Source organism: Stappia sp. TSB10GB4 (assembly GCF_900185745.1).
In the GTDB taxonomy this organism is placed as follows: domain Bacteria; phylum Pseudomonadota; class Alphaproteobacteria; order Rhizobiales; family Stappiaceae; genus Stappia.
Window position 1 is genome coordinate 154,378 of record NZ_FYAV01000044.1, and the last position, 26,272, is coordinate 180,649.

A 26,272-nucleotide genomic window follows, 5' to 3' on the forward strand; every position below is an offset into this window, starting at 1 on the left:
CAGCCAGGCTTTCTCGATGTCTGACTCTCTCCTCTAAGAGCGCATGAGGTTTGGCAGCCAAAGCGCCAGTTCCGGGAAGAACATGAGCAGGAGGACCAGCAGCAGGATGCATGCGATGAACGGAAGGGCCGCAAGTGACACTTGCGCCACGGTGGTGCCTGGAGGGCTGACGCCGACCATCACGAAGAGAAGGAGACCGAAGGGCGGCGTGATCAACCCGAGTTCGAGGCCAAGGAGCAGGACGACCCCGAACCAGACCGGATCGAAGCCGTAAAGCGTCACCAGCGGCATGTAGATCGGCAGCGTCAGCATCATGATCGAGAGCGGATCCATGAACATCCCCAGCACGATCAGGACCAGGAACATTGCCGCCAGCATCACATAGGGGGCGAGATCCATGCTGGTGGCATTGGCAATCAGCCCCGCCGAAGCGCCCGAGAAGGCCAGCACCTGCGAGAAGGTCGTCGAGCCGACAATGATCACCAGCATCATGACCGAGACCGCTATCGTGCCCCGCAACGACTTGAGGACCGAGTCCCAGGCCAGTTGACGGTAGAGCGCCGCCAGCACGACAACGGACAAGGTGCCGAACGCGGCCGACTCCGTCGGGGTGGCCCACCCGAGCAGGATCATGCCGATCACCGCGAAGACGACCAGCCCCATCGGCGCCACGTCGCGCAGCAGCGCCTTGAGGATTTCGCCGACAGGTGCGCGTTCCGCGACATAGCCCGGCGCTGCCTCTGGATCGATGGCGATCAGGAACCGGATCATGGCGACGATCATGACGGCCAGCAGCAACCCCGGGATCAGGCCGGCGATCAGCAGCGCGCCGACATCGATACGGGCGAGGGACCCCAGCAGGACGGCCAGCGAGGAGGGAGGGATGATCATCGCCAGCCCGCCGACGGCCATGATCGGTCCGATGATGATGTACCGCTTGTAGCCGCGCTTGATCATCTCCGGCATCAGCGAGGTGCCGAGCATCGCCGCGTTGGCCATAGACGATCCGGAAAGGGTGGCAAAAACCGTGCCGCCGCCCACCGAGAGGTAGCACAGCCGCCCGCGGATGCCGCCGAAGCACTTGTCGAAAGCATCGAAGACGCGCAGGGCCAGCCCGGTATGGAACAGCAACTCGCCCATCAACACGAACAGGGGCACCGGAACCAGGGTGAAATTCGTGACGGCGGATGTCGAGTTGGCGATCAGTTGGTCGATTCCGACCAGCCCGCCCATGAAGACGACGACGCCGACGACGTTGATCGCAAGGAAAGCCACGGCCACCGGCACGCCCAAGAGCATCAGCGCGACCAGCCCGCCCATCAGGAGAAAAGCAGCTTCGTACCAGGGCATCATGTCAATGAGCCCCCGATGCGCCGGTGAACGTCTCTCCGCGCAGCAGCAGACGGAGAAACTCCAGTGCCATCAGGCAGAAGCCGCCGGCCAGCATCGCGTAGAGGACCCAGCTCGGAATATTGATCGACCTGACATCCACCGTCCCGGAGGCGAACGTCTCCATGGTCAGCAGGCTCGCTCTCCAGGACAGGGTGGACAGCACGGCGATCGACAACAGCAGCCCTGCCCTGGCAACGATCCGGCGCGGGCGCTCGGGCAGCAACGCCACGAAAGACGTGATTGCGACATGGCCATTCGTTCGCACCAGCCAGGGGGCCCCGGCCATGGTCACGAACAGCAGCGCATATTCCACGACCGCGCTGGTCCAGCGCATCGGCGAGAAACCGAGGTTGCGCAGCATCACGTCGACAATGATGGAGCCGGTGACGAAGACCAGGGTGATGCCGGCGAGTGTCGCCAGCCCGACGATCAGCCAATCATAGACGTGACGGATATGCATCTGGTCCTCGTTGAGAAACCCGGAAAGGATATGGAAGCTAGGGTGACACGGGCGCTGGCCGGGGCGCGTCCCCCGGCCGCGTCGGCTCATCAGCGGTCGTACAACTTGGCGCGGAGGGCTTCGTAATACGTGCTTCCCGAGGCTTCCAACTGCGCCCAAATCGAGCCGTAGGCCGAGTCGAGATACCGCCGCGCCCCCTCGCCTTCCAGGGTGATGGTCTTGACCCCGTCTGCGGTTTCCAACTCGTGCTTGATCCGGTCGGAAAGGACCTGGACATCGCGATGGGACTTCTGCTCGTATTCGAGAGCGACCTCGCTGAGGAGTTGCCGCGCCTCCTCGCTGAGACCTGCCCACTTGGTCGGGTTCATGACGATCACGAGATCGGTCTGGAAGAAGCCGGGATCGATCCGGTATTTGAGAAACCGCTCCCAGGAGAAGCCTTTCACGGCCGGCATCGAGTATCCCAGAGCATCGAATGTGCGGCGCTCCAGACCGGTGTAGATGTCCGGCACGGGAACGACGATCGGGACCGCGCCCCGATCCTCGAAGAAGGCGTTGAAGAGCGGCCCGGAGCGGATCCGCAGTCCGGACAAGTCGACGCCGCCGTCGTCGGTGCGCTTCGGCTCCTCGACAAGGAACAGGTGGAAGTTGGCTGCCGGGGCCAGCCTGCCGAGGAGCTCCACGCCCAGCCGCTCCTGGAAGATGCCCTGCAGGAGCTCGAAGCCGCCGTTGTCACGGGCTGTCTGCGGCGACACCGTGGCGCCGACCAGCGCTCCGGCTTCCGGGACGGTGCCCATGCTGTAGCTCGCAGGGGCATAGGTCATGTCGACCGCGCCGCGGCGTACGGCATCGAACTGCTGCATTGCCGGAATGACTTCCGGACCTCCGACGAATTCGATCTGGACGATGCCCTTGCCCCGTTCGTTCACCAGATCGATGAACTCCCGGTAGGCCTCGGTCGTGTTTTCCGAGGGCGGGAATACCGCGATCGCTCGCAATTGCTGCTCGGCATGGGCATTCACGCCGGAAAGGACCATCATCGTGGCAGGCACGACGGCAAGCGCCTTGCCGAACCCTGAGCCGAGATGGGAGAGAATGGCTTCAAGACACGTCTTCATTCGAGTTCCTCCTGCTTGCACCTGAGTGATGCGGCCGGCCCTATGGCCGCCGCCCCCTATGGCCGGCCCGCCTGTGGCGGGCGTCACCCGGTCTGGCTATTGGAGCTTCTCTGGCCGGAAATACGTGGCCCGCAGCGCATCGTGGAATTCCGAGCCCGACGCCTTCAGACGGTCCCATGTGGCGCCATATGCGGCATCCAGGAACTTCTGCCGCGCCTCGCCCTCGAGGGTCACCTTCCGGATGCCGAGTTCAGCCGCCCGCCGATCGACGTCGGTGATGGCCGCCGCCACGTTCTCGTTCGACGTCTTTTCGTATTCGATCGACGTTTCCTCGATGATCTGCCGGGCTTCCGGAGACAGCTTCTCCCACTTGTCGGGGTTCATCAGAACGACGAGGTCGGTCTGCAGAAAACCGGGCTCGATCTGGTACTTGAGGTAGTTTTCCCAGGAGAAATCGAGAACGGCGGTGGCCGCAGCGCCCAGCCCCTCGAACGTGTTGCGTTCCAGTCCGGTATAGACATCGGCGATCGGCACGGAGATCGGGACCGCGCCGAGGGACTCGAAGAAGGCGCGGTAAACCGGCATCGAGCGGAGGCGATAGCCGGCAAGGTCGACACCGCCGTCCTCGGTTCGCGCCGGCTCCTGGGTGACATAGATGCGGAACTCGACCCCGCTCTTCAGGAGCGCGAGGAACTCGACGCCGAGTCGCTTCCTGAACGCATCCCGCATGACGTCGAAGCCGCCATTGTCGCGAGCCTCCGCCGCCGTAATCGTCGAGCCGACGAAAGCATCGGCTTCGGGCATGGCCCCCAGATTGTGGGTGGCCGGGCCATATCGCATGTCAACGATGCCCCTTCGGACAGCATCCGCCTGCTGGTCCTGCGGGATGACCTCGGGACCGCCGACGACCTCGATCTCAACGATGCCCTTGCCGCGCTCGTTGATGAGCTTGATGTACTCGAAGAAATCGACATTGTCTGAAATCTGTAGCGGAAGAGCGACGATCGCCCGGATCTTGTCGGCGGCCATCGCGCTTGTCAGCGCCCCCGATCCAAAGACACCGGCAAGTGCTGTCACTCCCAGCAGCATGCAGGAAAACCGACTGTTCCTCATCACCTAGCTCCCCCTGGTTCCTCGAGCTTCGCGGCCGGGCATCTATCTGTTTTCCCTTGCCGCGCATTGACAGTAAGGCGCAATATGATTTATATGTCAATCTATGTTGATGCATAATTTTATGGCTACCGATCGCAGCGGGAGGGCAGGCGTGCACCACGGTTTGGAGCGAGGTCGGCACGGGACGTCACCCCGGCTCGCGAGCGGCGAACGGCCGCAAAGAGGCGCCTTGCTGGCGAGCGGAGGCTAGATGCGCATTTTCTGGCAGAGCTTCGTCGACGAGGCGGTCGGTGCGTCCTACCTGGACACGCTTCGAACCTTTCTCAACGACATCGCGGCGCCCGGCACGCGGGTCGACGTCTTCGGCTTGTCCCCTCCCGACCGAGATTTCGGCCGCCTGTCGGAGTTTCGTTGCGCCATACAGGCCGTGGACGCCGGCCTCGGCGCGGAAGCCGACGGCTTCGATGCTTATGTCATGGGACATTTCCAGGACCCTGGCCTCTACGAGCTCCGATCGGCCCTGAGGATCCCGGTGGTCGGGGTCGGCGAAGCCACGCTCCTGGCTGCATCGCAGCTTGGCCGGCGCCTGGGGCTGGTGACGCTGGATCCGGCATTCGAGGTCTGGCATCTCGAACAGGCGGAACGATACGGCCTTGCGGGCCGGATCCAGCACGTTGCGGGCCTGGGGTGCCGACCGGAGGATTTCGACCGTTGCTTCGCCGGCGACGACCTTGCCAGGGAGCGGCTGCTGGCGCAGTTCTCCGCCTGCGCCCGGACGATGGTGGAGCGCGGCGCCGATGTGATCGTGCCCGCCGGCGTGCTGCCCGGCCTGCTGGTCGGGGGTGAACGCAATTTCAAGATCGGCCACGCACCCGTTCTCAACTGCGCGGCGGTGGCCCTCAAATCGGCGGAGATGTGGGGGCAGCTCCGGGCGCACAGCGGCATCGAGCCGAGCCGTGGACCGAGCTTCAGCCTTGCCGGCGACCGCGCCAGGCACGACTTCCGCCAACTTGTCGCGCAAGGTACGCCTGCCCGTTCCCTTCGAGAGGATTCCCAGAAATGACGCCCGGGAAGATCGTTTATGCCACCGAGGCCACGGCCAGCGGAGGGCGCGATGGTCGTGCCGCCAGCAGCGACGGGCGTCTTGATGTCTCCCTCTCCATACCCGCAGAGTTCGGCGGACCAGGCGGCGCCGGCACCAATCCGGAACAGCTCTTTGCTGCCGGCTATGCCGCCTGCTTCCTCAGCGCGATCAAACTCGTCGGACGGCTCGACAAGGTCGCGGTCCCGGCCGATGCGGCCGTGACGGCAAAGGTGGGGGTCGGCGCCGTCGATGGCGGCTACATGTTCGCTGTCGAACTCGTGGTCGCGATGCCGGGTGTTGGCCATGACACCGCGGCAAGGCTGGTGACCGGCGCGCATGAGCGTTGCCCCTTCTCGAAAGCAACGCGCGGAAACATCGACGTCGTCCTGACGATCGCCAACGGGTAACCTGCTGCAATGCCCAAACCCGCTTCCCCCAGAACGCCCTATGACGGAGTGGTGATCGCCGCGCCGGTGACGATCCCCTATGAGCGCTATTCGATAGAAAGCGCACATTGGTGGATAGCCCGCGCTCTGCGTGCCTTGGCCGAAACCTCCGGCATTTCCGCGCGCGAGTTCGACGGCTTCTGCCTGTCGAGCTTCACCGTCGGCCCGGACACCGCCATCGGCCTGACCCAGCATCTCGGTCTCAGCGTGCGCTGGCTCGACCACATACCGCTTGGCGGGGCGAGCGCCATCGCGGCGCTGCGCCGAGCGGCCCGCGCGGTGCAGGCGCGCGATTGCGACGTGGTCGCCTGTGTCGGCGGCGATACCAACCACGTGGACTCGTTCCGTCGCACCTTGGAGCACTTCTCTCGCTTCTCGCAGGACGCCGTCTATCCCTATGGCGCCGGCGGGGCCAACGCGAGCTTCGCGCTGATCGCCCGCCATTACATGAACCGCTTCGGTGTCCGCCGCGAGGATCTCGGGCGCATCGCCGTGGCGCAGCGCGCCAATGCCCTGCGCAACCCGAATGCCTTGATGAAGACACCGCTGACCCTGGAGCAGTACATGGCGGCCCGGCCCATTGCCGATCCGATCCATCTCTACGACTGCGTCATGCCCTGTGCCGGCGCGGAAGCCTTTCTGGTCATGCGCGAGGAAACCGCAGCATCCGTCGGCGTGAAGCGCGCGCGCATCCTCGGCTCCATCGAACGGCACAATGCCCGTCTCGACGACATGGTCCAGAACCATGGCGGCTGGGTCGCCGACATCGACGACCTCTATGCGATGGCCGGCGTTGGGCCGGATCGCATGGACTTCGTGCAGACATATGACGACTATCCGGTCATCGTGATGATGCAACTGGAAGACCTCGGATTCTGCAGGAAGGGGGAGGGCGCCGCTTTCGTGCAGCAACACGATCTGACCATCGACGGCACGTTTCCGCACAACACCTCCGGCGGCCAGCTCTCGGCCGGGCAAGCCGGCGCGGCCGGCGCCTATCTCGGGGTCACCGAAGCGGTGCGCCAGGTGCTCGGCACCGCCGGACCGACACAGGTGCCGGGTGCGCGGGTTGGCCTCGCATCCGGTTTTGGCATGATAAACTACGATCGCGGCCTCTCCTCCGGGGCGGTGATCCTTGCGGGAGAGTCGTGATGGTGGAACCGTTGCAGAAACCCGCGCGCAGGACCCCTTTGCAGCGCACGAGACGCCAGGCACTCCCCCCGGTCATCCGCAGCCGGTCCGGGATGCTGCTGACCAAGGCCGCTGCCGAAGGACGTTTCGCCCTGCAGCGCTGCCGGGACTGTGGCACGTTCTGTTACCCCGCCCACGACGCCTGTCCCGTCTGCCTGTCGGTCGAGCTTGCGCTGGAGGACGCCCCGACGGGCGGTCTCGTCGTTTCCGAGACGACGGTGCGCGTCCCTGCCGATGTCTATTTCAGGGAACGCGCGCCCTGGCGCGTCGCCCTGGTCAAGCTCGACTGCGGTCCCGTCGTGTTGGCGCACCTTCATACCGGTTGCGGGGAAGGACACCGGGTGACGATGTCCCTGCAACTGGACAAGGCGGGCCTTGCCGCCGCATTCGCAAGGCCGGCCAACGCTTCCCCCGACGCGGCGGACGACCCGCAATGGCGGGAGATGACGGCTTCCCCGAAATTTCGCCGCGCGCTGGTGACGGACGGACGCACCGCGGTTGGCCAGGCGACCGCGGCGGCCCTGGCGGCCGCGGGAGCGACGGTGCATGTTGGCATCGCGGAGCCATGGAAGCCCTTCGATGGCGAGGCGTTGCCGCAATCCTGCGAGATCGTCCCGCTTGACGTGACCGACGAACGATCTGTGCGGGATCTCGCCGCCGATATCGGCGGCAAGGTCGACATTCTTGTCAACACCGCCGAATATGCCCGCCCCGGCGGTCTCCTCGACCGGCGCGGCACCGGAACGATCCGCAGCGAGATCGAGCACAACTATCTGGGCCTCGTGCATCTGGCGCAGACCTTCGGTCCAGCGATGCGCGGCAGGGGGGCGGACGGTGTCGACAGTGCCGTCGCATGGGTAAACCTGTTCTCCGTCTACGCTCTCGCCAACTGGCCCGCCTACGGCACCTTCAGCGCGGTGGAAGCCGCCTGCCTGTCGTTGTCGCACTGCCTGCGCGCGGAGCTGCGACCCGGCGGGATCCGCGTCATCAACCTCTTCACGGGGCCGCTCGACACCGAATGGTTCCAGACCGTGCCGCCGCCCAAGGTCGCACCGCAGACCCTCGCCAAGGCGATCGTGTCGGCCCTGGACAGGGGCATCGAGGATGTGTTCGTCGGGGACGTTGCGGAGGATGTCCGGCGCAGGTTGCAGGCCAACCCCAAGGCACTGGAACACGAGTTGGCGCGTCAGGGCAACGGACAGGCAGGACAATGACCGATTTCACGCCACACGACATTGCGGCGGCCATCGCAGCGGGATCGCTGCGCCTCGTCGATCTCACCTTCACGCTGTCGCCGGAGTTTCCGGTGATCGTGCTGCCGCCCGAGTTCGGACAGGCCTCTCCCTTGCGCATCCAGCAGATATCCCGCTACGACGCGGACGGGCCGGGATGGTACTGGAACAACATTACCTTGAGCGAGCATACCGGGACCCATTTCGATGCGCCGATCCACTGGCACACGGGCAGGACCCTGCCAAACAATGCCGTCGATACGCTTCCCGTGGAGCACATGATCGCGCCGGCCTGCGTCATCGACTGCTCGCGCGAGGCGGCGGCCGACCCGGACTTCCTGCTGACGCGAGCAGCCGTGGAGGCCTGGGAGCGGGTTCACGGCCAGGTCGCCAGGGGAAGCTGGGTACTGCTGCGCACTGACTGGTCCAAGCGCAGCGCGAAAGACTATGCCAATCTGAGAGCGGATGGTGCGCATACGCCAGGGCCCGACCCGCAGGTCATGCAATGGCTGGTGGAGGAGCGCGGCATCCTCGGCTTCGGCACCGAGACCATCGGCACCGATGCCGGCCAGGCCGCGCATTTCAATCCGCCCCATCCGGCGCACCACTTCCTGCACGGTGCCGGTCGATACGGGTTGCAATGCCTGCGCAACCTCGATCAGTTGCCGCCAACCGGCGCGACCCTGATCACTGCGCCACTCAAGATCCTGAACGGGTCGGGCAGCCCGCTGCGCGTGCTCGCTCTCGTCAGTGGGGAAAGGTCGAACGGCTGACACTCTGACGTGCCTTGGCGGTCGGTCGCGGCCGCACATCACAAGCCCTTGGTCGTGAAGGTCCTGCCGCGACTGCGCCTGCTCCAGGCACGCGGAGCAAAAGCTGAAGCCGCAGGCTCATGGCAAGGTCACGCCCTCGATGCCGTGCCGCTTCGCCGCCTCGGCGACGCGGCCGCTCGCGCGCATCTCGTCAATGAACTGGCGAACGAATTCCGCCGCGTTCGGGCGCCCCGCCACAACGCCCATGGCCTGCCTGATCTCCATGAAAGGAGGCTCAAGCAGCCGGTGCCCGGGAGTGGACGCTGCATGCTGCTCCATGGCCTGTCTCACACCGGCCAAGCCGTCGATCGAACCGTCCGCCAGCGCCTCGGCCGCCTCGGTGAAGTCCTGGAATGCAACGATCTGCGCGCCCTTAGCGATGCGCGCCAGGTGCAGCGCATAGGCACTGCCCCGCACCGCGCCGATCCGTAGTCCCAGCCGGTCGACGTCCGCCGCCGTTGCCGCGACCGACCCGTCTGGAACGAGGTAGCACCCTTCGATCACGACATAAGGCGCGCTGAAGGCGATTTGCTCCGCCCGCTGGGGATCGACGGCCAGAAAGCACACGTCCCAGATATCGGCACCAGCGTTGTCCGTCACGTCGCCCGCGCGCGGAAAATGGACGAATTCGACGTCGAGGCCGAGCCGACCGGCCAATGCGCGCGCAAGGTCAACCGTAATCCCGCGCGCCTCCCCATCCGCACCGCCGCGCTGCACCAGGACGACGTTGCCATGGTTGAGCGCGACGCGCAGGCGACCTTTTGGCGCGATTTCGCGGGCTATGGCGGCTGTGGCAGCGGTCTCGGTCATGAGCAAAGGCCCCGTGCGGATTGGGTTTGTGTCAGCAGGAGCCATGCGCCATCGGAATGGCTGTTGACTCGAACATTCTATTTGTACATTTGTATAAGAAATTTGGTCAAGAAGTCAGATTGAAGATGCGACAGGGAAACATCCGAGAGGCGCTGCTGGAAGCTGCGGTGAAGCTGTTCTCCCGCAATGGCTACAACGCCGTTTCCATGCGGGAGATTGCCAAGGCCGCCGGCGTGAACGTGGGAAGCCTCACCTATCATTTCGGCTCCAAGGCGAATCTCCTGCGCGAGATTTACGATCGCCACACCGCGCCGATGAACCGCCGCCGCCTGGAACTGCTCGGAGAAGCAAGGCGCGTCCAGAATCCGGACGAACGCCTGATGGCGATCCTCAGGGCCTACATCGTGCCGGCCTATTCCTCGTCCTCCGATCACGACGGCGGAGGAGCCGAGTTCACCCGCATGCGCGCCGTCCTGTCCGCCGAAGGCAATGAGGATGCGCGCGCAATCATCGCCAACGCCTTCGATGCGATGAGCCGGACCTTTCTGGAGGCGATCGGCGAATGCGTGCCGGGTGCGTCGCACGAGGGGCTCGTCTGGCGCAGCCAGTTCCTGCTCGGCGGCCTCTACTACGCCCTCATCAATCCGGAGCGCGTGACTCGGCTTTCCGACGGAGAGGTCGACGGCAGCGACCACGAGGCGGCGATCAATCAACTCGTCGGCGCAAGCTATGCGAGCTTCCGGGGCCTGGCTGAGGAGACGCGTCAGGCGACCGAATAAGAACATCACACAGCAAGGGAGGGTTTCATGGATTTTCTCAAGACAGTGCTTGCGGCGGGACTTGCCGCTGCAATTGCCGGTCCGGCGGTGGCGCAAGAACGCATCTCCATCGGCACCGGAGGCACCGGCGGGCTCTTCTACGTGATCGGAGCCGGCGTGGCGGATCTGCTCAACCAGAACATGACAGGCACCACCGCGCGCGCCGAGGTTACCGGCGCATCGGTGGAAAACATCCGCCGGGTCGCCGCCGGCCAGATGACGTTCGGCTTCTCCTCGTCCTCCACGCTCTACGAAGCCTCCGTCGGCGAAGGCCCCTTCGAGCAGGCGCTGCCGGTCTCCGCCATGGCCTATCTCTATCCGGCGGTTCTGCAGATCGCGACCACCGCAGGGTCCGGCATCGCAACGATCGAAGGCCTTGCCGGCAAGCGGATCAATCTCGGCCCTCCCGGATCAAATGCCGCCGTTCTCGCCCAGCGCATCCTGGAAGCCTACGGCGTCTTCGACGCGGGCACCGCACAGTTCCTTTCCTACACCGAAGGCACCAGCGCCCTCCTGAACGGCACGCTCGATGCCACGGTGGTGCTCGCCGGGGCCCCGACCGCGGCTCTCATCGATCTCGCCGCCCAGCGTGACATGCGGCTGATCTCCGTGGAAACCGAGAGGCTGGCAGATCTTGTCGCACGCTACCCTTTCTACCAGCCCTATGAGATCCCCGCCGGCACCTATAGCGGCCAGGACGCGCCGGTGATCGCCATCAACGACCCCGCGACCCTCTTCACCAGCGAGAGCGTGCCGGAAGAGACGATCTACAGCATCACGAAGGCGGTCTTCGATCATCTCGACACCCTGGCGCAGGTGCACCCGCAGGCGGCCGCCATCGCGCTTGAAACGGCGCCGAACACGCCGATCCCGCTTCACCCGGGCGCGCAGCGCTACTTCGATGAACGCCGCTAGTCCCGGCCGGTTTTATCCTGCGATGGCCGACATGATGAGCAAGCTCCGGGTGCCGTGGTATCTGACCGGCAAGCGGGAAGCGGGAATGGTCTCGATCGTCTACACGCTGCTTGCGCTGGCGGTCACCGGCCTTGTCGTCTATGGCGCCTATTTCGGCGGCATAACGGCACTGCTCCTGCGCTCCCTGTTCTTTTCGGGTGTGGCGGCGGCGGGACTTGCCGGGGCGGCGCTGCGCATGCGCCCCGGCTATCGCCGCATCGCATGCTATGTGCTGGCGGCCGGGGCCCTCCTGCCGGGCCCCTATCTCTGGCATTCCTATCTGGACATCATCATGCGCGGGGCGATCGCGACCCGCACGGACGAGATCATCTTTCTCACGCTGCTTCTCGTCGTGATCGTCCTCGTGCGCCTCACCCTCGGTCGGGCACTGGTGGTGCTGTCCGCCGTCTCCCTTGCCTATGCCTATTTCGGGTATCTCATTCCCGGCAAATACGGCCATGGCGGCTATGACATCTCGCGCCTCGCCTCCACGCTGTTCCTGTCCACCGAAGGCGTCTTCGGCGTGCCCATGGGTGTGGCGGTGGAATACATCTTCCTGTTCGCACTGCTCGGCACGCTGTTGATGAAGATGGGCACCGGCGAGGTATTCGTCGACATCGCGCGTGGCGTGACCGGGCGCGTGCAGGGCGGCCCCGGTCTGTCTGCCGCACTCTCGAGCGCGATGCTCGGCACCATCAACGGCAGCGCGGTGGCCAATGTGGTCACCACCGGCACCTTCACCATCCCGCTCATGAAGCGCGTCGGCTATTCGCCGACGCTCGCCGGCGCGATCGAGGCGGCCGCCTCATCGGCGGGACAGATCCTGCCGCCGATCATGGGAGCGGCGGCCTTCCTCATGGCCGAAATGATCGGCGTGCCCTACCAGCAGATCGCCCTTGCAGCGCTGGTGCCGGGCCTGCTCTACGTTCTCGCTCTCCTGATCGCGGTCCGGCTGGAAGCCGGCCGGCTGGGGCTGGAGCGCGACACGTCCGGCGGGTGGCGGTTTCTGTGGGAGACGCTGGCGCGGCGCGGATATCTCCTCCTGCCGCTGATCGCTCTCGTCGTGTTGCTCATGCGCGGCATGACGCCCACCCAGGCGGCCGTCCACTGCCTTGCCTTCGCCCTTTTGATCAGCCCGTGGCGCAAGGAGACACGGATGGGGCCGCTGGACCTCGCCCTGGTCTGCCGCAACACGCTGACCGCAACCCTCCCCATCGTTGCGGCGGTCGCCGCCGCAGGCGTGGTCATCGGGGTGCTCAACCTGACCGGAATGGGCCTGATGCTCTCAAGCCTCATCGTCGAGTTGGGCGGGGCGAATCTGTGGGCGATCCTGCTGCTGACAGCGCTTGCCTCCTTCGTGCTCGGCATGGGCCTGCCCACATCGGCGGCCTATCTGCTTCTGGCTGTCCTCGTGGCACCCGCGCTCACGCGGCTCGGACTGCCGCCGATCGTGGCGCATATGTTCATCTTCTATTTCGGGCTGGTCTCGGCAATCACACCGCCAGTGGCGCTTGCGGCCTATGCGGCGGCAAGCATCGCCGGCGCCGACGCGAATGCCACAGCGGTGGAATCCATGCGCCTCGGCTTCGTGAAGCTGCTGGTGCCCTTTGCTTTCGTGACCATGCCCGGCCTCCTGATGACCGGCACCGGCATGCAAATCGCCATTTCGATCGTGCTCGCCACCCTCGCAATCGCCGGCCTCTCGGTGGCGTTCGCGGGCTGGCTCGTGCGGCCCCTGAGCGGGCTCGAAAGGATCGCTTTCGCCGCAGGTGCCCTTCTGGTCGCATGGCCGACGGCAGTCGACGCCACCGACGCGCTCACCCTGGCCGCTCGCGCGGTCGGGCTCGCGGTGCTCGTCGGCGCCGTCTTCAGGAGCGCAAACACCGCGGCCAGGCCCGACCCTCGGCTTCCCCGCAACCAGAGACCATAAATGACTGCTTTGCCGTTTCACCAAAATCCGAAGAAGCCCGAAATCGTGCTGCCCGCCGGGAGCTGCGACGCCCATTGCCACGTGTTCGGCCCGGCGGCCCGCTTCCCGTTTGCCCCGTCGCGGACCTACACTCCCATCGACGCGCCGAAGGAGACGCTTTTCGCCCTCCATCGACATCTCGGGATCGAGCGGTCGGTGCTGGTGCAAGCGAGTTGCCATGGCACCGACAACCGCGCGATGCTGGACGCCATCGCCGCGGCCGGCGGCCGCTATCGCGGCGTCGCGATGGTCGAGCGTGACGTTACGGAGGAAGACCTGCAGGAACTGCACGAGGGCGGCGTGAGGGGCGTTCGCTTCAACTTCGTGGCTCATCTCGGCGCTCCCGCCGATCTTGCCGCGATCCGGGCGATCGTCGCCAAGGTCGTCCCGCTCGGCTGGCATGCTGTCGTCCATTTCGACGCGCACAGACTGAAAGAACTGGCGCCGTTCCTGAAGACGCTCGACCTGCCGATGGTCGTGGATCACATGGGACGGATCGACGCCAGCGCGGGTGTCGACCAGCCTGCCTTCCGGCTTCTCCTCGACCTGATGGAAGACGAACGCTTCTGGGTGAAGGTTTGCGGCTCCGAGCGCGTCTCGCGCACCGGACCGCCCTTCCACGACGCGGCACGATACGGGCAGCTTCTGGTGGAGAGCTTTCCCGCCCGCGTTCTCTGGGGCACGGACTGGCCGCACCCCAACATCAAGAAGGACATGCCGGACGACGGCGCGCTGGTCGATCTTCTGCAGATCATCGCGCCAAAACCCGCGCAGCTTCAGGCGCTTCTGGTGGACAATCCGACGCGGCTGTACTGGTCCTGACGGCTGCAAGACCCGCGAGGAGGCAAAAAGCGGGAGAAGACGGAAAGCACCGCCGCGTCCGTCCTCTCCCTCTCCAGTAGGTCAGCGTGGAAAGACCCGGCCGTCGAACAGCTTGCGCGCGGTGCGCACGAAGGCCGCCTCGCGGATCTCACCGCTGGTCTCGTCCATGGCGGCGACGATCTCCAACTGTCCGGTCGGGTGCTCCACGCGCAACGCCTTGCGGTCTCCTTCGGGGATCGAGGCCAGGGCGTGTGCCGGCGAACCCGGCAGGAGGCAGGCGGTCGCCACGCTGAGCGCGCCGAACACGCCGATCGAGGCATGGCAGCGGTGGGGGATGAAGGTCCGCGTCATGATCGTACCGCCGTTGCTCGGCCGGGCGACCATCGTCATCTTCGGCACGCTTTTCTCGGCAACGTCGCCGAGGTTCATCAGCGGGCCGGCGGCAAGGCGGATACGCTCCAGACGGGCGCGCAGATCCGCGTTCGCCTCCAGCTCTTCGCGCGTCTCGTAGCCGCTGATGCCCAGATGCTCGGCCCTGAGGACGACAACGGGCATGCCGTTGTCGATCAAGGTGCAGGCTATGCCCTCGATCTCGTCGCAGGCGCGGCCGGTGGGCAGGAGTGCGCCGCAGGTGGAGCCGGCCGCATCGGCGAAGCTCAGGAGCACGGGCGCCGCTTCGCCGGGCACGCCGTCGATCGCCGCCGCGCCCCGATAGGTCGGTCTCCCGCCAGGGGTGGGGATGGTGGCGCGCGCCGTCTGACCGGTGTTCTCCATGAAGACGGTGACGGTCGTCTCCCCGTCCGCGCCCCGGACCAGCCCCCGCTCCACCGCGAAGGCGGCCACGCCGGCAAGGATGTTGCCGCAATTCTGGCCGGAACTGACCAGTGGCTGGTCGACGAAGACCTGCAGGAACAGGTAGTCGACATCGATACCCGGCCGTTTGGACGGCTGGATCACGGCCACCTTGCTGGTGAGCGGGTCCGCCCCGCCGATGCCGTCGATCTGGCGCGCATCCGGCGAGCCCATGATCGACAGGAGCAGTCGGTCACGCTCCTCGCCATCCTCCGGCAGATCCCGGGCGAGAAAATAGGCGCCTTTCGACGTGCCGCCGCGCATCATCATACAGGCAATACCGTCATCCATCACTCATCTCCATACAGGCATCAGGGTAGAGGCAGGCCGAGCAGTCCGCCGAAACCCAAAGCGGCAAGAGCCCAGGCCCCGAGACCGGCGGCCCCCGCCCGCAGAATTGCGGCGGTTCCATCGATGAGCACGACGCCCAGCGCGACGGCGGCCGCCAGAGCCACCGCGAGGCCTGTATGGGGCGCGGCCAGGATCACGCCGGCGAACAGCAGGGCGAAGATCAGCGGCCTGATGGACAGCGCGCCGTCGATGCCGCCCTCGCGGCCGAGAAGCGCCGCGGCGGCATAGGTAACGGCAAGCGCCATGCCGACTGCGGCGATGCCGACGGGCAGTTCCGCCGGCCCGACATCCCCGCGCGAAGCGCTGGCCGGCAGCGACAGTGCGCTGACGAGAAAGAACCCGTTCCAGCCGAGGAAGCCCACGGCGGCAAGGAAATGAAACCAGCGCGTCATGACCGTTCTCCGTGGCCGGGGTCGAATGACGGGCGACGGCGCGGACGCCGCCGCCCGCATCCGTTACTGGGTGATACCTGCGGCCTTCAGGAATGCCGCCTGGCTGTCAAGCTGCCTGCCGACATTGGCGGTGAACTCGTCCTCCTGCCAATCCGGGCTTTCCTGTTTCTGGTCCGCCTGGAACGTCTGCCATTCGGGAGACGCGGTGACCTTGTCGATGGCCTTCTGGATGGCGTTCACCGCCTCGTCCGGCGTGCCTGCCTTCACGGCGATCCCGCGCCATATCTCGTCCACGAGGTCATAGCCCTGTTCCTTGAACGTGGGCGTATCAGGGAAATAATCCGAGCGCTCTTCGGTGGAGATGCCAAGGAGCCTGATCTGGCCGGCCTCGACCTGTGCCAGTCCGCTGGACGGCGTCATCATCGCCGCATCGATATGACCGCCCATCAGCGCCAGGGCCACCTTGCCCGACGCATCATGCGGTATCCAGCCGCTCTCGAATTCGCCCTGCTGCATGAGCTGGTAGAGCATGTACTGGTGGAAGCCGCCCGGCGCGTGGCCACCTATTCTCAACCCATTGGGGTTGGCCTTCATGTGGGCGATGAACTCCTCCGCGCTCTGGAACGGGCTATCGGCTCTCACCGCAAGCGATGACGGCTCGGACTGCATCGCCCGCAGGAAGCGAAGATCCTCCAGCTTGAAGGGGATCAGGCCCTGCGCGATGCCGAAGGTCAGCGCGCCGGTGTGGACGAGGATGTTGTAGCCGTCCGCCGGCTGCGTGAGCACGGCGGACATGCCGACGGCGCCGGTTCCGCCCGGCCTGTTCTCCACCTTGACGGTCCATCCCGCCTGCTTCTCCAGGAGTTCGGCGAGTTTACGGCCGTAGACGTCGAGCGCGCCGCCCGCGCCCGACCACACCACGAGCGTCACCGGCTTTTCGGGAAACTCCGCAGCTTGCGCCGCAGGAAAGGCGAAGGCCGTGCCAAGGGCGATCGTCGCCACGACCTTTTTCGCATGTCGCATCAGTCTGAACATCGTTTTTCCTCCCAGTTGTCAGGATTAGAGCGCCGATCTCCGTCGGCTGCGAAGGCTGCGCAGGATCGGCAGTATGAGGCTGACTGCGCTCAGGATCAGGAATGTGAGGCTGATCGGGTCCGTCACGAAGATGGAATAGCTGCCCTGCGATGTGACGAGCGCCGTGCGGTAATTGGATTCCACGAGATACCCAAGAACCATCGCCAGCACGATGGGCGCGACGGAGAAGCGGAGCTTCTTCAGCACATATCCCAGCAGACCGAACAGAAGCATCATCGAGACGTCGAAGACGAGGTTGCGCAGGGCGAAGGCGCCGAGAACCGCAAAAGCCATGATGCCGGTGGCGATGACCGAACGCGGCAGTCTGATGGCCCTCGCCCAGATCGGCAGGCACAGCGTTCCGACGGCGAACATGGCAAGCGCACTGACGATCACCCCGATCAGGATCGAATAGACGAGCGCGGGCGCCTCCGAGAAGAGCTGCGGACCCGGCCGCAGGCCGTGCAGGATCAGCGCCCCGACAAGCACGGCCGTCGTGGGCGAACCCGGGACACCCAGCGACAGGAGCGGGATCAGCGCGCCGCCGACGGTTGCATTGTTCGCGGCTTCGGGAGCGGCGACGCCCTTTTCCGCGCCGTGCCCGAAGCTGTCGGGATCCTTGTCGCGTCGGCGCGCGAAATCGCGTGCGATCCAGCAGGCGATGTTGCCGCCGACGCCCGGCAGGATGCCGAGCAGCGTGCCGATGACGGAGCCAGACAGCATCGTCGGGAACAGGTCCCGCCACTGCCTGGCGCGCAGCAGCACACTGCGCACCGGACCCTGACCGTCTGCCGAGGACCGGATGCCCTTTTCGGCAAGGACGAGCGCTTCCGACACGGCAAACAAGCCGATCAGCGCGGTGAGGAAAGGCACACCTTCATAAAGCTCGATGAAACCGAAGGTGAAGCGCGGGACGCCGGCGATCGGATCGATGCCGACCGTGGCAATGGCAAGGCCGAATGCCGCGCCAAGAAGGCCTTTTACCAGCGAGCCGCCGGAGAGTGCGGCAACCGACGTCAGGCCGAAGAGGCCGACAGCGAAATAGCCCGCGGGACCGAACTTCAATGCCAGCGAGGCAAGCGGCCCGGCAAGGACCAGCAAGGCCAGTCCGCCGATCACGCCGCCAACGGCGGACGAGCCGAGCGAAATCGCCAGGGCCTCGTTCGCCCGCCCCTGTCGCGTCATCGCATAGCCGTCGAGCGCGGTGGATGCCGCGGCCGCGGTCCCAGGGGTGGAGAGAAGGATCGCACTGACCGAACCGCCATACTCGGCGCCCATGTAGAGCGACACGAGCAGCAGCATGCTGAGTTCCGGGGAGAGCGTATATGTGAAAGGGATCAGCAGGCTGATGCCGATGGAGGGACCCAGCCCCGGCAGGGCGCCGACGACGATGCCGATCGCGGTCCCCGCGAGGAGGCAGGCAAGCCCCCACATACTGAAGATGGTGCCCAGGGCCTCGATCATGCCGCCCATGTCACCGTCCCCCGTCCGAGACCATTGCCGCCACGCTGTCCTGCGCAAGAACGTGCAGCAAAGCCCCGTAGTGGGTGTTCGGCGGCAGCGCGGCCGAAGCAAGCCGCGCATGGGCGTCCGCAATGGTGGCTGCGATGGCGTTCGACAGGACCGGCTCCACACCCAGGCCCCGCAGGGTCTCGGCGGATTCGTTCATTTCCGTGACGCGGCGGGCGCCATGCTGGTGCGTGCGGCCGATATAATAGGTGGCGGTCTCGCGCCAATCGATGCCCGGAAAGGTCTCGGCGATCGACTCCAGGATGCGCTCGGTGACCCCGGCCCGCTCGGCGGCCGTCAGGCTCTCGATCAGGAGTGCCTCCACCCCCTTGATCATGACGGAGCGGATCATCTTGACGGCCGAAGCCTGACCGATCCGCTCGCCCACGGCCTCGCAGCACATGCCGATCGCATTGAGCCGTTCGGCGACATCCGCCGCGCAGCGCCCCGCAACCAGGATCGGAACGCGGCTGCCAAAGGGCGGGACGCGCGCCATCACCGCGCCCTCGACGAAGGCGCCCCCTCCAGCCTTGGCCAGCGCCTCACCGACCTGCGCCTTGGCCTGCGGGCCGATCGAGTTGAGATCGACATAGACCTGCCCCTCCCGCAGGTGGGGAGCCGCGCTGCGGGCAACGGGTATCGCGGCCGCGCCGACCACGAGCGACAGCACGATCTCGGCCTCCCCGATGCCGGCGATATCCGCAAGCGGCTCGACACCGCGAGCCAGGGCTGCCTCTTGCAGATCCCCCGCTGCGTTCGCGAAACGAAGGTCATAGGCGAGCAGGCGGGAGACGCCGTCAGCCTTGTTGAGATCCGCGGCGATGGCTTGAGCGGCCTCGCCGAAACCGATGAACGCGATGATGGTCACGACAGTCTGTCCTCCCGGCCGCAGGCGCCGACCCAGTCACCCGAAGCTGAAGTTCGTCACACCTGGCGGCATGCCCTATACGAACTCAGATTCAGGAGATGACTGGCAAGTTTATGTTTCCAATGCGGTTTTCGAACCTGAAAGACGCTCGGGCGGTCGCCACCGGAACGAGGCGTCTGTCAAATCCACCACACCAGCGTCAGCGATACTGCAGCCCCTTTTCCTTCAGCCGTTGGCGCATGCCGTAGATATCGAGCCCCAACTCGCCGGCCAGCAGCCGCTTGCGGGTTTCGGCTTCCTTCTCCAGGCGCGCCTTGCTCTTCTGCAGCACGTCCTCGGCGTCGAGCCGGCGGACGACGACGACACCGTCATCGTCGGCCACGATCACGTCGCCCGGCTCGATCGTCTGACCGGCACACACGATCGGTATGTTGATCGAGCCGAGCGTTTCCTTGACCGTTCCCTGGGCGGAGATCGCCTTCGACCAGACGGGGAACCCGGCCTCCTCGAGCTCGCGCACGTCCCGCACGCCCGCCTCGATGATCAGCCCGCGCACGCCGCGCGCCTTGAGCGAGCAGGCGAGCAGTTCGCCGAAATAGCCGGCATCGCAGGGCGATGTCGGCGACACCACGAGAATGTCGCCTTCGCCGCATTGCTCCACCGCCACATGCAGCATCCAGTTGTCGGCGGGTGGGATCGAGACCGTGACGGCGGTTCCCGCCACGCGCGCGCCGCGATAGATCGGGCGCATGTGAGACTGCAGGAGGCCGATGCGTCCCTGCGCCTCGTGCACGGTGGCAACGCCTGGCTCGGCAAGCGCGTCCACCACCGCAAGGGGCGGGCGCTCCACGGAGGTGACGACGACGCTCATGCCACCGCCCCGTGACCGAGTTCGCCCGTCACATGCGGGAAGACCGCTTCGTAGCCTTCCCCGTATGCGATCTTGTAGTCGGAATTGCGGGAGGCCTGGACACCCCGCTGAAGCGCGACGCGGGTATAATATTCCCACAAGTGTTCCTGGCCTTCCATACATTCGATGGCGGCCCGCTTCCTGTCCCAGACCTGCGTGATGTCGAGCAGGAAGTTGGGCTTCCAGTCGCATTGCTCGGGCTGGTGCGGCTCGAAGAGATAGACCGGCGGCGCGCCCAGGACCTTTTCACCCGGCTTATGGCCATGCGCCTGGGCAATGACGCGCGCATGCTGGGCAAACTCCGTCGTCAGCGGATGGTCAAAGTTATAAGGGTCCTTGCGCGAATGCGTCAGGACGAATTCCGGCCTGATGGCGCGGTAGAGATCGACGAGCCTGTGGAACGCTTCGTCGGGAATGGTCAGCGGATAGTCGCCGAGATCGTAGAACTGAATATCCGCAACGCCGAGCGCGTCGGCGGCTCTCTCCGCCTCCCGCTTGCGGTTCTCCTTCACCGCCTCGACCGTGAAACCCGGCACCTTCCAGAGCTTGGCCGATTCACCGCGCTCGCCGAAGGACAGGCAGACCACCGTCACCTCATAACCCTTTCGGGCATGAAGCGCGATCGCACCGCCTGCGCGCCACACGAAGTCTGCGGAATGGGCACTCACCACCAAAGCCGTTTTCTTGCTCATCAGACCGCGATTTTCCCTTGCTGTCATCTGCACATGACCTGACAGGAAAAAGGGAGCCTCGCTAATCAAAGGCGTGGTAAGGGATATAAGAAATTGCGAAGTGCGGTTGCGAGAAAACGCTGGAGAACGAGGGTGATCCCGAATTTGCGCCACCTGCGCGCCTTCGAGGCCGTGTTCAGGCACAACAGCATCAATCTCGCCGCCCAGGCGGTCAGCCTCACCCAGCCTGCCGTCACCCAGGCGATGAAGCAGTTGGAGAAGCACTTCGACGCGTCGCTGCTGACGAGGCGGGCGAACGGGACCTATGCGACGGATGCGGGGACAGCGCTCGAAGCCCGGGTGACCCGCTTCTTCCGGCAAAGCGTAACGGCAATCTCGCAGGGCATGGGCGCTGCCGGAGGGCGCAACCCGGAGGTTGCCGCCGCGGTCCTGAACCGTCTCACCTATCCCCAGATGCGGGCGTTCATTGCGGTTGCCGAAGCCGGATCGTTCAGCGTCGCCGCGCGCCGGCTGCAGATCGCCGAACCGTCCCTCAATCGCTCGGCGCGCGATCTGGAGAAGATTGTCGGCAGGCGGCTCTTCGTGCGCTCGTCATGGGGAGTGAGCGCAAACCGCGTCGGGCAGGAACTCGCGCGCCGGCTTCGTGTCGCCTTGCGTGAACTGGACCTCGCTGCGGAGGAGATCGATGCGCTCAAGGGACAGGTTGCCGGGCGCGTTGCCGTCGCATCCCTGCCGCTGTCGCGCACGCTCATTCTCCCGCGGGCGATCAACAGCCTGTTGAAACAGCACCCGGAAGCGAAGGTGGAAGTCATCGACGGCCCCTATGAGACCGTCCTCAACGACCTTCGTCATGGCACCGTGGATTTCCTTCTCGGTGCCCTCCGCCAGCCGCCACCGGCGACGGACGTCGTCGAAGAACCCCTCTTTTCCGACCCTTATGCGATCATCGCCCGTGCCGGCCATCCATTGCTGAACGCGCCGCACGTCACCCGGGAGATGCTCTCGCAATACGACTGGGTGATACCCCGCGCGGGGACGCCCGTACGGCGCGCCTTCGACATGCTGTTTGCCGACACGCCTTGCCGTCCCCGCGCGAATATCGAAACCAGCTCGCTGGTGGCCACGCGCGGCATCCTTGCCGAGAGCGACCGGCTGACATTGCTGTCGCTGCGCCAGATCGTGATCGACGAGCGCTTGAACCTGCTGAAGGTGGTTCCGTTCCCGCTGCCCGAGACCAGCCGGTCGATCGGCGTGACCACGAGAGCCGATTGGCAGCCGGGGCCGGTCCAGAAGGCATTCCTGACCTTCCTCAAGGCCTCCTGCCGGCAAGAGAGCCAGGTCATGGCCTGAGAATTCTGGCGAGAGGCGGTCTACGCCGGGGACACCCCAACCGGCGCCTCGGGGGCGGGGTCTGCCTCCGGGGCCGCGCCGCTGGAGCATATTTCCCGCACGCAGCCACGCAGCCAGCGGTGGGCGAGATCGGCATCGTGACGCGGATGCCAAAGCAGCGAAACGGTGATCTCCGGCAGAGCGACGGGAACAGCGAAAGTGATCAACCGATCGCGCAGGGAGCCGGTGTGGCGCTCCGGCACGGTGGCGACAAGGTCGGTCGCGCCAGCAAGGGCGAGCGCCGCCGAGAAGCTCCCCACCACCGTCGCGATCGCCCGCGTCAGGCCGAGTGTCGCGAGCACCTCGTCCACATGGGTGCGCTCCACGCCCTTGCGCGAGACCAGAACATGACGGGCCGCAGCATAGCGCTCCGGTGTCACAATACCGTCCGCGAGAGGATGGCCCGGGCGCACCACCGCGACGAAGCGGTCGCGAAACAGCGCCTGGGTCATGAGTTCGGGGCCATGGTGACGCCCGACGACGCCGGTCTCCAGATCCACGGAGCCGTCGCGCAAAGGGGCGCTGTCCCGGTCCGTCTTCTGCACGAAGCGCAACCGGACGCCGGGCGCCTGCGCCTCGACGCGCGCGATCAGGGCCGGTCCGAAATTCTCCAGGAACCCGTCCGTCACGCGCAAGGTGAACCGCCGGACCAGCCCGGCGAGGTCGAGGCGCTGCGCGGGGCGCAGCATCTCCTCGGCATCGCGCACCAGGGTGGCCGCAAGTGGTGCGAGCTCGATCGCCCGCGGTGTCGGAACCAGGCCGCGCCCAGCGCGCACCAGAAGCGGATCCCCCGTGACCTCGCGCAGCCGTGCGAGCTGCCGGCTCATCGCCGAGGGGCTGAGCCGCAGCCGCTTCGCCGCGGCCGCGACGCTGCCCTCCGACAGGAGGACGTCAAGCGTCACAAGCAGGTTCAGGTCCGGACGGAACACGGCGTCGCTCCGCAAGCTCTGCGAGAACATGGCGTCAGATGCACTGATGACCTGAGATCCTTGCGCGTTCCGCCAGTCATCGCTGCGCTCTATTGATGACGGAAGCCGGCCGCGAAGGCCAGCCCCGATCCGGCGAGCCATAGCGGCTGGCGCCGCTGAGCAAGACCACGGAGGCGCGCGGCATGGAACGCGAGGACTGGAACAGACGCTATGACACGAGCGAGTTCATCTGGACGCTGGAGCCGAACGCCTGGGTCGCGGGCGAGGCTGCCGGGCTTCTTCCAGGTCGTGCGCTCGATCTCGCCGCCGGCGAAGGGCGCAATGCCCTCTGGCTCGCCGGGCGCGGCTGGAAAGTACACGCGGTCGACTTCTCGGACGTCGCACTGGCCAAGGCCGAAGCGGCTGCAGCCCACCACGGCGTCGGCGAGCACGTGCGGTTCGAGAGCGCGGACCTGCGCCAGTTCGAGCCGCACTCGGGTGCCTATGATCTCGTCCTGATCGCCTATCTGCAGATCCCGCAATTCGAGCTCGGCCCGATCCTGCAACGGGCGGCCACAGCGACCGCGCCCGGCGGCACGCTGCTGCTCGTCGGCCACGACACGAGCAACCTGACGCATGGCTCCGGCGGCCCGCGTGACCCGGCCGTGCTCTACTCCGCCGATGATGTCACGGCCGCACTGGACGGCGGGCTCCTGATCGAGACCGCCGGAACGGTCGAGCGTCACGCGCACGGGGGCACCGCGATCGATTGCGTGGTGCGCGCGCGGCGCGCCACGAGCGCGGAAGCGGCGGCATGAATGCCCGGGATGTCGTCGCCGCGGCCGGACTCGGCCTTGCCGCGACCGCCGTCCTTGATCTGTGGACGCTGATCGGATCGACCCTGTTCGGCATGCGGCCGGCGAGCATGGCGCCGGTCGGTCGCTGGATCGGCCATATGAGCGAGGGGCAGTTCCTCCATGATTCGATCCGCACCAGCGCGCCCGTCGCCGGCGAGGTGGCGATCGGCTGGAGCGCCCACTATCTGGTCGGGGCTGTCTTCGGCGTGCTGTTTATCGTCCTCGCCGGTCGGGGATGGCTGGCCCGGCCGACCCTGCTGCCGGCCCTCGCCTTCGGCGTGGCGTCCGTGGCCGCGCCGTTCCTGCTGATGCAGCCGGCCATGGGCTCGGGCATTGCCGCGAGCCTGACACCCGATCCCTTCGCCGGCCGCATGCGCAGCCTGTCCGGACACGCCGTTTTCGGCCTCGGCCTGTTCGCCGCCGGCTGGCTCGTCTGCCAGGCCCGCAGCCATTGGGGCTTGGCCGCCGCGACCGCTCCCATCACTCCGACATCGCCCTCAACACACGAAGATCGCGCCTCATGACCCAGCACCACCTTGCACCGATCGCTTTCGGTTTTCTCTTGTCCGGGATGATGTCGCTCATCGTCTCCGGCATCGCCACAGCCCGTGCCATCGGTCTTGACGACGGTTTCGTGCCGATCTGGCTTGGCGGCTGGCTGTCGTCGTGGGTTGTCGCCTTCCCGGTCGTGCTGGTGGTTGCCCCGCTGGCGCGGCGGGCCGTCAACCGACTGTTTCCCCCGCAGCGGGCATGACCTGCAGGAGGACGATATCGTGAGCGAAGGCCGTACCACCCTCTCCGAAACAGGTTCTATCCGCGCGCCGCGCTTTGCCGTAGCGGCACTTGGCCTGTCGGCCCTGCTCTCCGCCATCGGCGTCAGCATCGCCAACGTGGCCCTGCCGATGCTGGCGGAGGCCTTCGATGCTCCTTTCGCGCAGGTGCAATGGGTGGTGATCGCCTATCTGCTGGCCGTTACCACGCTGATCGTCAGCATCGGCCGGCTCGGCGACCTGTTCGGGCGCCGCCGGTTGCTTCTTGCCGGGTTGACACTGTTTTCGGCGTCCTCGCTGCTGTGTGCGTTGGCCCCGTCGCTGCCGGTCCTGATCGCCGCCCGGGCGCTGCAGGGCGCCGGCTCCGCCGCCATGATGGCGCTCGCCATGGCCATGGTCGGACAGGTCGTGCCTCGCGAGCGGACGGGCGGTGCGATGGGCCTGCTCGGCAGCCTGTCAGCCGTCGGCACGGCGCTCGGCCCCTCGTTCGGAGGGGCACTGATCGAGGCGGCCGGCTGGCCCGCGGTGTTCCTGGTCATGGTACCGCTCGGGCTTGGTGCGGTCGCGCTCACCGCCGTCGCGCTGCCCGCCGATCCGCCCCGGGACGCTGCGGCCGGCCGGCCGCGCTTCGATCTTGCCGGCACGTTTCTGCTCGGCGCAACCCTTGCCGCCTATGCGCTGTCGATGACGAGCACCCGCGGAGCAGTCTCGCCCGCCCTGTTCGGCATAGCCCTTGCCGGCGCGGCCGTCTTCCTCGCCGTCGAGAGCCGGGTTGCCGCCCCGCTCATCCGCATCGGCCTCCTTGCGAGGGGGCGACTTGCAAGCGGGCTGGTGATGAACGTGCTGGTCTCGACGATCATGATGGCCACCCTCGTTGTCGGCCCGTTCTATCTGGCCGGGGGGCTCGGGCTCGGCCCGACCGCGATCGGCCTGGCCATGTCCGTCGGCCCGGCGGTGGCCGCGATTGCCGGAGTTCCCTCGGGACGCCTCGTTGATCGGGTCGGGGCGCAAACAACGAGCGTCGCCGGCCTCGTCGCGCTCTGCGCCGGCGCGCTCCTGCTGTCCCTGCTGCCGGCGAGCCTCGGCATTGCCGCCTATGTGCTGCCGCTTGCCGTGATGACCTCGGGCTACGCGCTGTTCCAGGCGGCGAACAACACCGCCGTGCTGCAAGACGCGCCGGCCGACACGCTCGGCGTCACCTCGGCGATGCTCAACCTGTCGCGCAATCTCGGCCTCGTCACCGGGGCCTCGGTGATGGGGACGATCTTTGCGCTGGCGACCGGCGTCGACACGCTCCAGGCCGCCGGCCCGGACCAGATCGCCAGCGCGATGCAGGCGACCTTTGCCATGGCTGCGAGCCTCGCCGCCATGGCGCTGATCGCCGCGACGCGGGCGCCGGACACGGGCGCGGCGGGCGCCGATCATCCGCCCGCGGCGGCGGCCGGCCCTCGGCGAACCTGAGGATCGCTATCACATCCA

General features: G+C 66.4%; 27 protein-coding genes. 14 read left to right on the forward strand and 13 right to left on the reverse strand.

What is annotated here, in order from left to right:
- Window positions 1-33: 33 nt before the first annotated feature.
- From TSB10GB4_RS10090 to dctP, 4 genes are all read right to left on the reverse strand, one after another.
- Entirely contained in the window at window positions 34-1,350 is a 1,317-nt protein-coding gene (locus TSB10GB4_RS10090) for a TRAP transporter large permease (RefSeq protein WP_186395692.1), read from the reverse strand.
- 4 nt (window positions 1,351-1,354) lie between these two features.
- Window positions 1,355-1,852: a TRAP transporter small permease gene (locus TSB10GB4_RS10095; RefSeq protein ID WP_186395639.1), complete on the reverse strand. Its 498-nt coding sequence runs from the start codon at window positions 1,850-1,852 to the stop codon at window positions 1,355-1,357.
- Window positions 1,853-1,941: 89 nt separating this feature from the next.
- A complete protein-coding gene (locus TSB10GB4_RS10100) occupies window positions 1,942-2,904 on the reverse strand; it encodes a C4-dicarboxylate ABC transporter substrate-binding protein (protein WP_208984652.1) in 963 nt (320 codons plus the stop codon).
- 162 nt (window positions 2,905-3,066) lie between these two features.
- Window positions 3,067-4,059 (reverse strand): TRAP transporter substrate-binding protein DctP, encoded by a 993-nt coding sequence (dctP, locus tag TSB10GB4_RS10105; protein ID WP_244570878.1) that lies wholly within the window; start codon window positions 4,057-4,059, stop codon window positions 3,067-3,069.
- A 274-nt stretch (window positions 4,060-4,333) separates the two neighbouring features.
- On the opposite strand from dctP, the gene TSB10GB4_RS10110 reads away from it, so the two are divergent.
- From TSB10GB4_RS10110 to TSB10GB4_RS10130, 5 genes are all read left to right on the forward strand, one after another.
- Complete coding sequence (locus tag TSB10GB4_RS10110) at window positions 4,334-5,146, forward strand: aspartate/glutamate racemase family protein (protein ID WP_186395642.1); 813 nt, start codon at window positions 4,334-4,336, stop codon at window positions 5,144-5,146.
- A complete protein-coding gene (locus TSB10GB4_RS10115) occupies window positions 5,143-5,574 on the forward strand; it encodes an organic hydroperoxide resistance protein (protein WP_186395643.1) in 432 nt (143 codons plus the stop codon). The genes TSB10GB4_RS10110 and TSB10GB4_RS10115 overlap by 4 nt, the downstream gene beginning before the upstream one ends.
- A gap of 9 nt (window positions 5,575-5,583) precedes the next feature.
- Window positions 5,584-6,765 carry a thiolase family protein gene (locus TSB10GB4_RS10120; protein WP_186395644.1) on the forward strand — a complete coding sequence of 394 codons (1,182 nt, stop codon included), beginning with the start codon at window positions 5,584-5,586 and terminating at the stop codon, window positions 6,763-6,765.
- Window positions 6,766-6,857: 92 nt separating this feature from the next.
- Window positions 6,858-8,018, forward strand: coding sequence for an SDR family NAD(P)-dependent oxidoreductase (locus TSB10GB4_RS10125; RefSeq protein ID WP_371328888.1), 1,161 nt, complete (start codon window positions 6,858-6,860; stop codon window positions 8,016-8,018).
- Window positions 8,015-8,809 (forward strand): cyclase family protein, encoded by a 795-nt coding sequence (locus tag TSB10GB4_RS10130; protein WP_186395646.1) that lies wholly within the window; start codon window positions 8,015-8,017, stop codon window positions 8,807-8,809. Before TSB10GB4_RS10125 ends, TSB10GB4_RS10130 begins: the two co-directional genes overlap by 4 nt.
- A 117-nt stretch (window positions 8,810-8,926) precedes the next feature.
- Here the strand turns inward: TSB10GB4_RS10130 and TSB10GB4_RS10135 are convergent, their stop codons facing one another.
- A complete protein-coding gene (locus tag TSB10GB4_RS10135; RefSeq protein WP_186395647.1) occupies window positions 8,927-9,658 on the reverse strand; it encodes a transporter substrate-binding domain-containing protein in 732 nt (243 codons plus the stop codon).
- Window positions 9,659-9,783: 125 nt separating this feature from the next.
- Here TSB10GB4_RS10135 and TSB10GB4_RS10140 point away from each other — a divergent pair, with 125 nt between their 5' ends.
- The 4 genes from TSB10GB4_RS10140 to TSB10GB4_RS10155 are packed head-to-tail and all read left to right on the forward strand — an operon-like array spanning window position 9,784 to window position 14,221.
- Entirely contained in the window at window positions 9,784-10,437 is a 654-nt protein-coding gene (locus tag TSB10GB4_RS10140; RefSeq protein ID WP_186395693.1) for a TetR/AcrR family transcriptional regulator, read from the forward strand.
- 27 nt (window positions 10,438-10,464) lie between these two features.
- Window positions 10,465-11,391: a TAXI family TRAP transporter solute-binding subunit gene (locus tag TSB10GB4_RS10145; RefSeq protein ID WP_186395648.1), complete on the forward strand. Its 927-nt coding sequence runs from the start codon at window positions 10,465-10,467 to the stop codon at window positions 11,389-11,391.
- Window positions 11,392-11,422: 31 nt separating this feature from the next.
- A complete protein-coding gene (locus tag TSB10GB4_RS10150; RefSeq protein ID WP_208984654.1) occupies window positions 11,423-13,360 on the forward strand; it encodes a TRAP transporter fused permease subunit in 1,938 nt (645 codons plus the stop codon).
- Window positions 13,361-14,221, forward strand: coding sequence for an amidohydrolase (locus TSB10GB4_RS10155; RefSeq protein ID WP_186395650.1), 861 nt, complete (start codon window positions 13,361-13,363; stop codon window positions 14,219-14,221).
- A gap of 81 nt (window positions 14,222-14,302) precedes the next feature.
- Here the strand turns inward: TSB10GB4_RS10155 and TSB10GB4_RS10160 are convergent, their stop codons facing one another.
- The 7 genes from TSB10GB4_RS10160 to TSB10GB4_RS10190 form a co-directional block, all read right to left on the reverse strand.
- The gene (locus tag TSB10GB4_RS10160) at window positions 14,303-15,367 is read right to left on the reverse strand and encodes a 4-oxalomesaconate tautomerase (RefSeq protein WP_186395651.1); all 1,065 of its coding nucleotides are present in this window, start codon (window positions 15,365-15,367) and stop codon (window positions 14,303-14,305) included.
- A 17-nt stretch (window positions 15,368-15,384) separates the two neighbouring features.
- The gene (locus tag TSB10GB4_RS10165) at window positions 15,385-15,816 is read right to left on the reverse strand and encodes a tripartite tricarboxylate transporter TctB family protein (protein WP_186386008.1); all 432 of its coding nucleotides are present in this window, start codon (window positions 15,814-15,816) and stop codon (window positions 15,385-15,387) included.
- Between the two features lie 63 nt (window positions 15,817-15,879).
- Window positions 15,880-16,839: a tripartite tricarboxylate transporter substrate binding protein gene (locus TSB10GB4_RS10170; protein WP_371328891.1), complete on the reverse strand. Its 960-nt coding sequence runs from the start codon at window positions 16,837-16,839 to the stop codon at window positions 15,880-15,882.
- Window positions 16,840-16,875: 36 nt separating this feature from the next.
- Entirely contained in the window at window positions 16,876-18,363 is a 1,488-nt protein-coding gene (locus TSB10GB4_RS10175; protein ID WP_186395653.1) for a tripartite tricarboxylate transporter permease, read from the reverse strand.
- 1 nt (window position 18,364) lies between these two features.
- Window positions 18,365-19,267, reverse strand: a complete 903-nt coding sequence (locus TSB10GB4_RS10180) for an NAD(P)-dependent oxidoreductase (RefSeq protein WP_186395654.1) — start codon at window positions 19,265-19,267, stop codon at window positions 18,365-18,367.
- Between the two features lie 199 nt (window positions 19,268-19,466).
- On the reverse strand, window positions 19,467-20,138 hold the full coding sequence (locus TSB10GB4_RS10185) for a 4-carboxy-4-hydroxy-2-oxoadipate aldolase/oxaloacetate decarboxylase (protein ID WP_186395655.1): 672 nt from the start codon (window positions 20,136-20,138) through the stop codon (window positions 19,467-19,469).
- The gene (locus tag TSB10GB4_RS10190; RefSeq protein ID WP_186386092.1) at window positions 20,135-20,869 is read right to left on the reverse strand and encodes a PIG-L deacetylase family protein; all 735 of its coding nucleotides are present in this window, start codon (window positions 20,867-20,869) and stop codon (window positions 20,135-20,137) included. Before TSB10GB4_RS10190 ends, TSB10GB4_RS10185 begins: the two co-directional genes overlap by 4 nt.
- Window positions 20,870-21,001: 132 nt before the next feature.
- Between TSB10GB4_RS10190 and TSB10GB4_RS10195 the strand changes: the two genes are divergently transcribed.
- Window positions 21,002-22,219 (forward strand): LysR substrate-binding domain-containing protein, encoded by a 1,218-nt coding sequence (locus TSB10GB4_RS10195; protein ID WP_186395656.1) that lies wholly within the window; start codon window positions 21,002-21,004, stop codon window positions 22,217-22,219.
- Window positions 22,220-22,239: 20 nt separating this feature from the next.
- Here TSB10GB4_RS10195 and TSB10GB4_RS10200 read toward each other — a convergent pair whose 3' ends face one another.
- A complete protein-coding gene (locus TSB10GB4_RS10200; protein ID WP_186395657.1) occupies window positions 22,240-23,187 on the reverse strand; it encodes a LysR family transcriptional regulator in 948 nt (315 codons plus the stop codon).
- Between the two features lie 182 nt (window positions 23,188-23,369).
- Here TSB10GB4_RS10200 and TSB10GB4_RS10205 point away from each other — a divergent pair, with 182 nt between their 5' ends.
- Genes TSB10GB4_RS10205 through TSB10GB4_RS10220 form a run of 4 tightly spaced genes read left to right on the forward strand, consistent with a single transcriptional unit; the run spans window position 23,370 to window position 26,254 of the window.
- Window positions 23,370-23,984 carry a bifunctional 2-polyprenyl-6-hydroxyphenol methylase/3-demethylubiquinol 3-O-methyltransferase UbiG gene (locus tag TSB10GB4_RS10205; RefSeq protein WP_186395658.1) on the forward strand — a complete coding sequence of 205 codons (615 nt, stop codon included), beginning with the start codon at window positions 23,370-23,372 and terminating at the stop codon, window positions 23,982-23,984.
- Window positions 23,981-24,547: a DUF2938 domain-containing protein gene (locus tag TSB10GB4_RS10210; RefSeq protein ID WP_186395659.1), complete on the forward strand. Its 567-nt coding sequence runs from the start codon at window positions 23,981-23,983 to the stop codon at window positions 24,545-24,547. Before TSB10GB4_RS10205 ends, TSB10GB4_RS10210 begins: the two co-directional genes overlap by 4 nt.
- Complete coding sequence (locus TSB10GB4_RS10215) at window positions 24,544-24,777, forward strand: DUF2798 domain-containing protein (protein ID WP_186395660.1); 234 nt, start codon at window positions 24,544-24,546, stop codon at window positions 24,775-24,777. The genes TSB10GB4_RS10210 and TSB10GB4_RS10215 overlap by 4 nt, the downstream gene beginning before the upstream one ends.
- A gap of 19 nt (window positions 24,778-24,796) precedes the next feature.
- On the forward strand, window positions 24,797-26,254 hold the full coding sequence (locus tag TSB10GB4_RS10220; protein WP_186395661.1) for an MFS transporter: 1,458 nt from the start codon (window positions 24,797-24,799) through the stop codon (window positions 26,252-26,254).
- Window positions 26,255-26,272 lie beyond the last annotated feature (18 nt).

Bases quoted from the DNA above. Each gene is read 5' to 3' on its own strand.
- TSB10GB4_RS10170 (WP_371328891.1), bottom strand. From the start codon at position 16,839: ATGCGACATGCGAAAAAGGTCGTGGCGACGATCGCCCTTGGCACGGCC.
- TSB10GB4_RS10190 (WP_186386092.1), bottom strand. From the start codon at position 20,869: ATGAGCAAGAAAACGGCTTTGGTGGTGAGTGCCCATTCCGCAGACTTC.
- TSB10GB4_RS10125 (WP_371328888.1), top strand. From the start codon at position 6,858: ATGCTGCTGACCAAGGCCGCTGCCGAAGGACGTTTCGCCCTGCAGCGC.
- TSB10GB4_RS10120 (WP_186395644.1), top strand. From the start codon at position 5,584: ATGCCCAAACCCGCTTCCCCCAGAACGCCCTATGACGGAGTGGTGATC.
- TSB10GB4_RS10185 (WP_186395655.1), bottom strand. From the start codon at position 20,138: ATGAGCGTCGTCGTCACCTCCGTGGAGCGCCCGCCCCTTGCGGTGGTG.
- TSB10GB4_RS10115 (WP_186395643.1), top strand. From the start codon at position 5,143: ATGACGCCCGGGAAGATCGTTTATGCCACCGAGGCCACGGCCAGCGGA.
- TSB10GB4_RS10140 (WP_186395693.1), top strand. From the start codon at position 9,784: ATGCGACAGGGAAACATCCGAGAGGCGCTGCTGGAAGCTGCGGTGAAG.
- TSB10GB4_RS10110 (WP_186395642.1), top strand. From the start codon at position 4,334: ATGCGCATTTTCTGGCAGAGCTTCGTCGACGAGGCGGTCGGTGCGTCC.
- TSB10GB4_RS10095 (WP_186395639.1), bottom strand. From the start codon at position 1,852: ATGCATATCCGTCACGTCTATGATTGGCTGATCGTCGGGCTGGCGACA.
- TSB10GB4_RS10145 (WP_186395648.1), top strand. From the start codon at position 10,465: ATGGATTTTCTCAAGACAGTGCTTGCGGCGGGACTTGCCGCTGCAATT.
- TSB10GB4_RS10175 (WP_186395653.1), bottom strand. From the start codon at position 18,363: ATGGGCGGCATGATCGAGGCCCTGGGCACCATCTTCAGTATGTGGGGG.
- dctP (WP_244570878.1), bottom strand. From the start codon at position 4,059: ATGCTGCTGGGAGTGACAGCACTTGCCGGTGTCTTTGGATCGGGGGCG.
- TSB10GB4_RS10165 (WP_186386008.1), bottom strand. From the start codon at position 15,816: ATGACGCGCTGGTTTCATTTCCTTGCCGCCGTGGGCTTCCTCGGCTGG.
- TSB10GB4_RS10150 (WP_208984654.1), top strand. From the start codon at position 11,423: ATGATGAGCAAGCTCCGGGTGCCGTGGTATCTGACCGGCAAGCGGGAA.
- TSB10GB4_RS10205 (WP_186395658.1), top strand. From the start codon at position 23,370: ATGGAACGCGAGGACTGGAACAGACGCTATGACACGAGCGAGTTCATC.
- TSB10GB4_RS10210 (WP_186395659.1), top strand. From the start codon at position 23,981: ATGAATGCCCGGGATGTCGTCGCCGCGGCCGGACTCGGCCTTGCCGCG.
- TSB10GB4_RS10135 (WP_186395647.1), bottom strand. From the start codon at position 9,658: ATGACCGAGACCGCTGCCACAGCCGCCATAGCCCGCGAAATCGCGCCA.
- TSB10GB4_RS10155 (WP_186395650.1), top strand. From the start codon at position 13,361: ATGACTGCTTTGCCGTTTCACCAAAATCCGAAGAAGCCCGAAATCGTG.
- TSB10GB4_RS10090 (WP_186395692.1), bottom strand. From the start codon at position 1,350: ATGCCCTGGTACGAAGCTGCTTTTCTCCTGATGGGCGGGCTGGTCGCG.
- TSB10GB4_RS10215 (WP_186395660.1), top strand. From the start codon at position 24,544: ATGACCCAGCACCACCTTGCACCGATCGCTTTCGGTTTTCTCTTGTCC.
- TSB10GB4_RS10130 (WP_186395646.1), top strand. From the start codon at position 8,015: ATGACCGATTTCACGCCACACGACATTGCGGCGGCCATCGCAGCGGGA.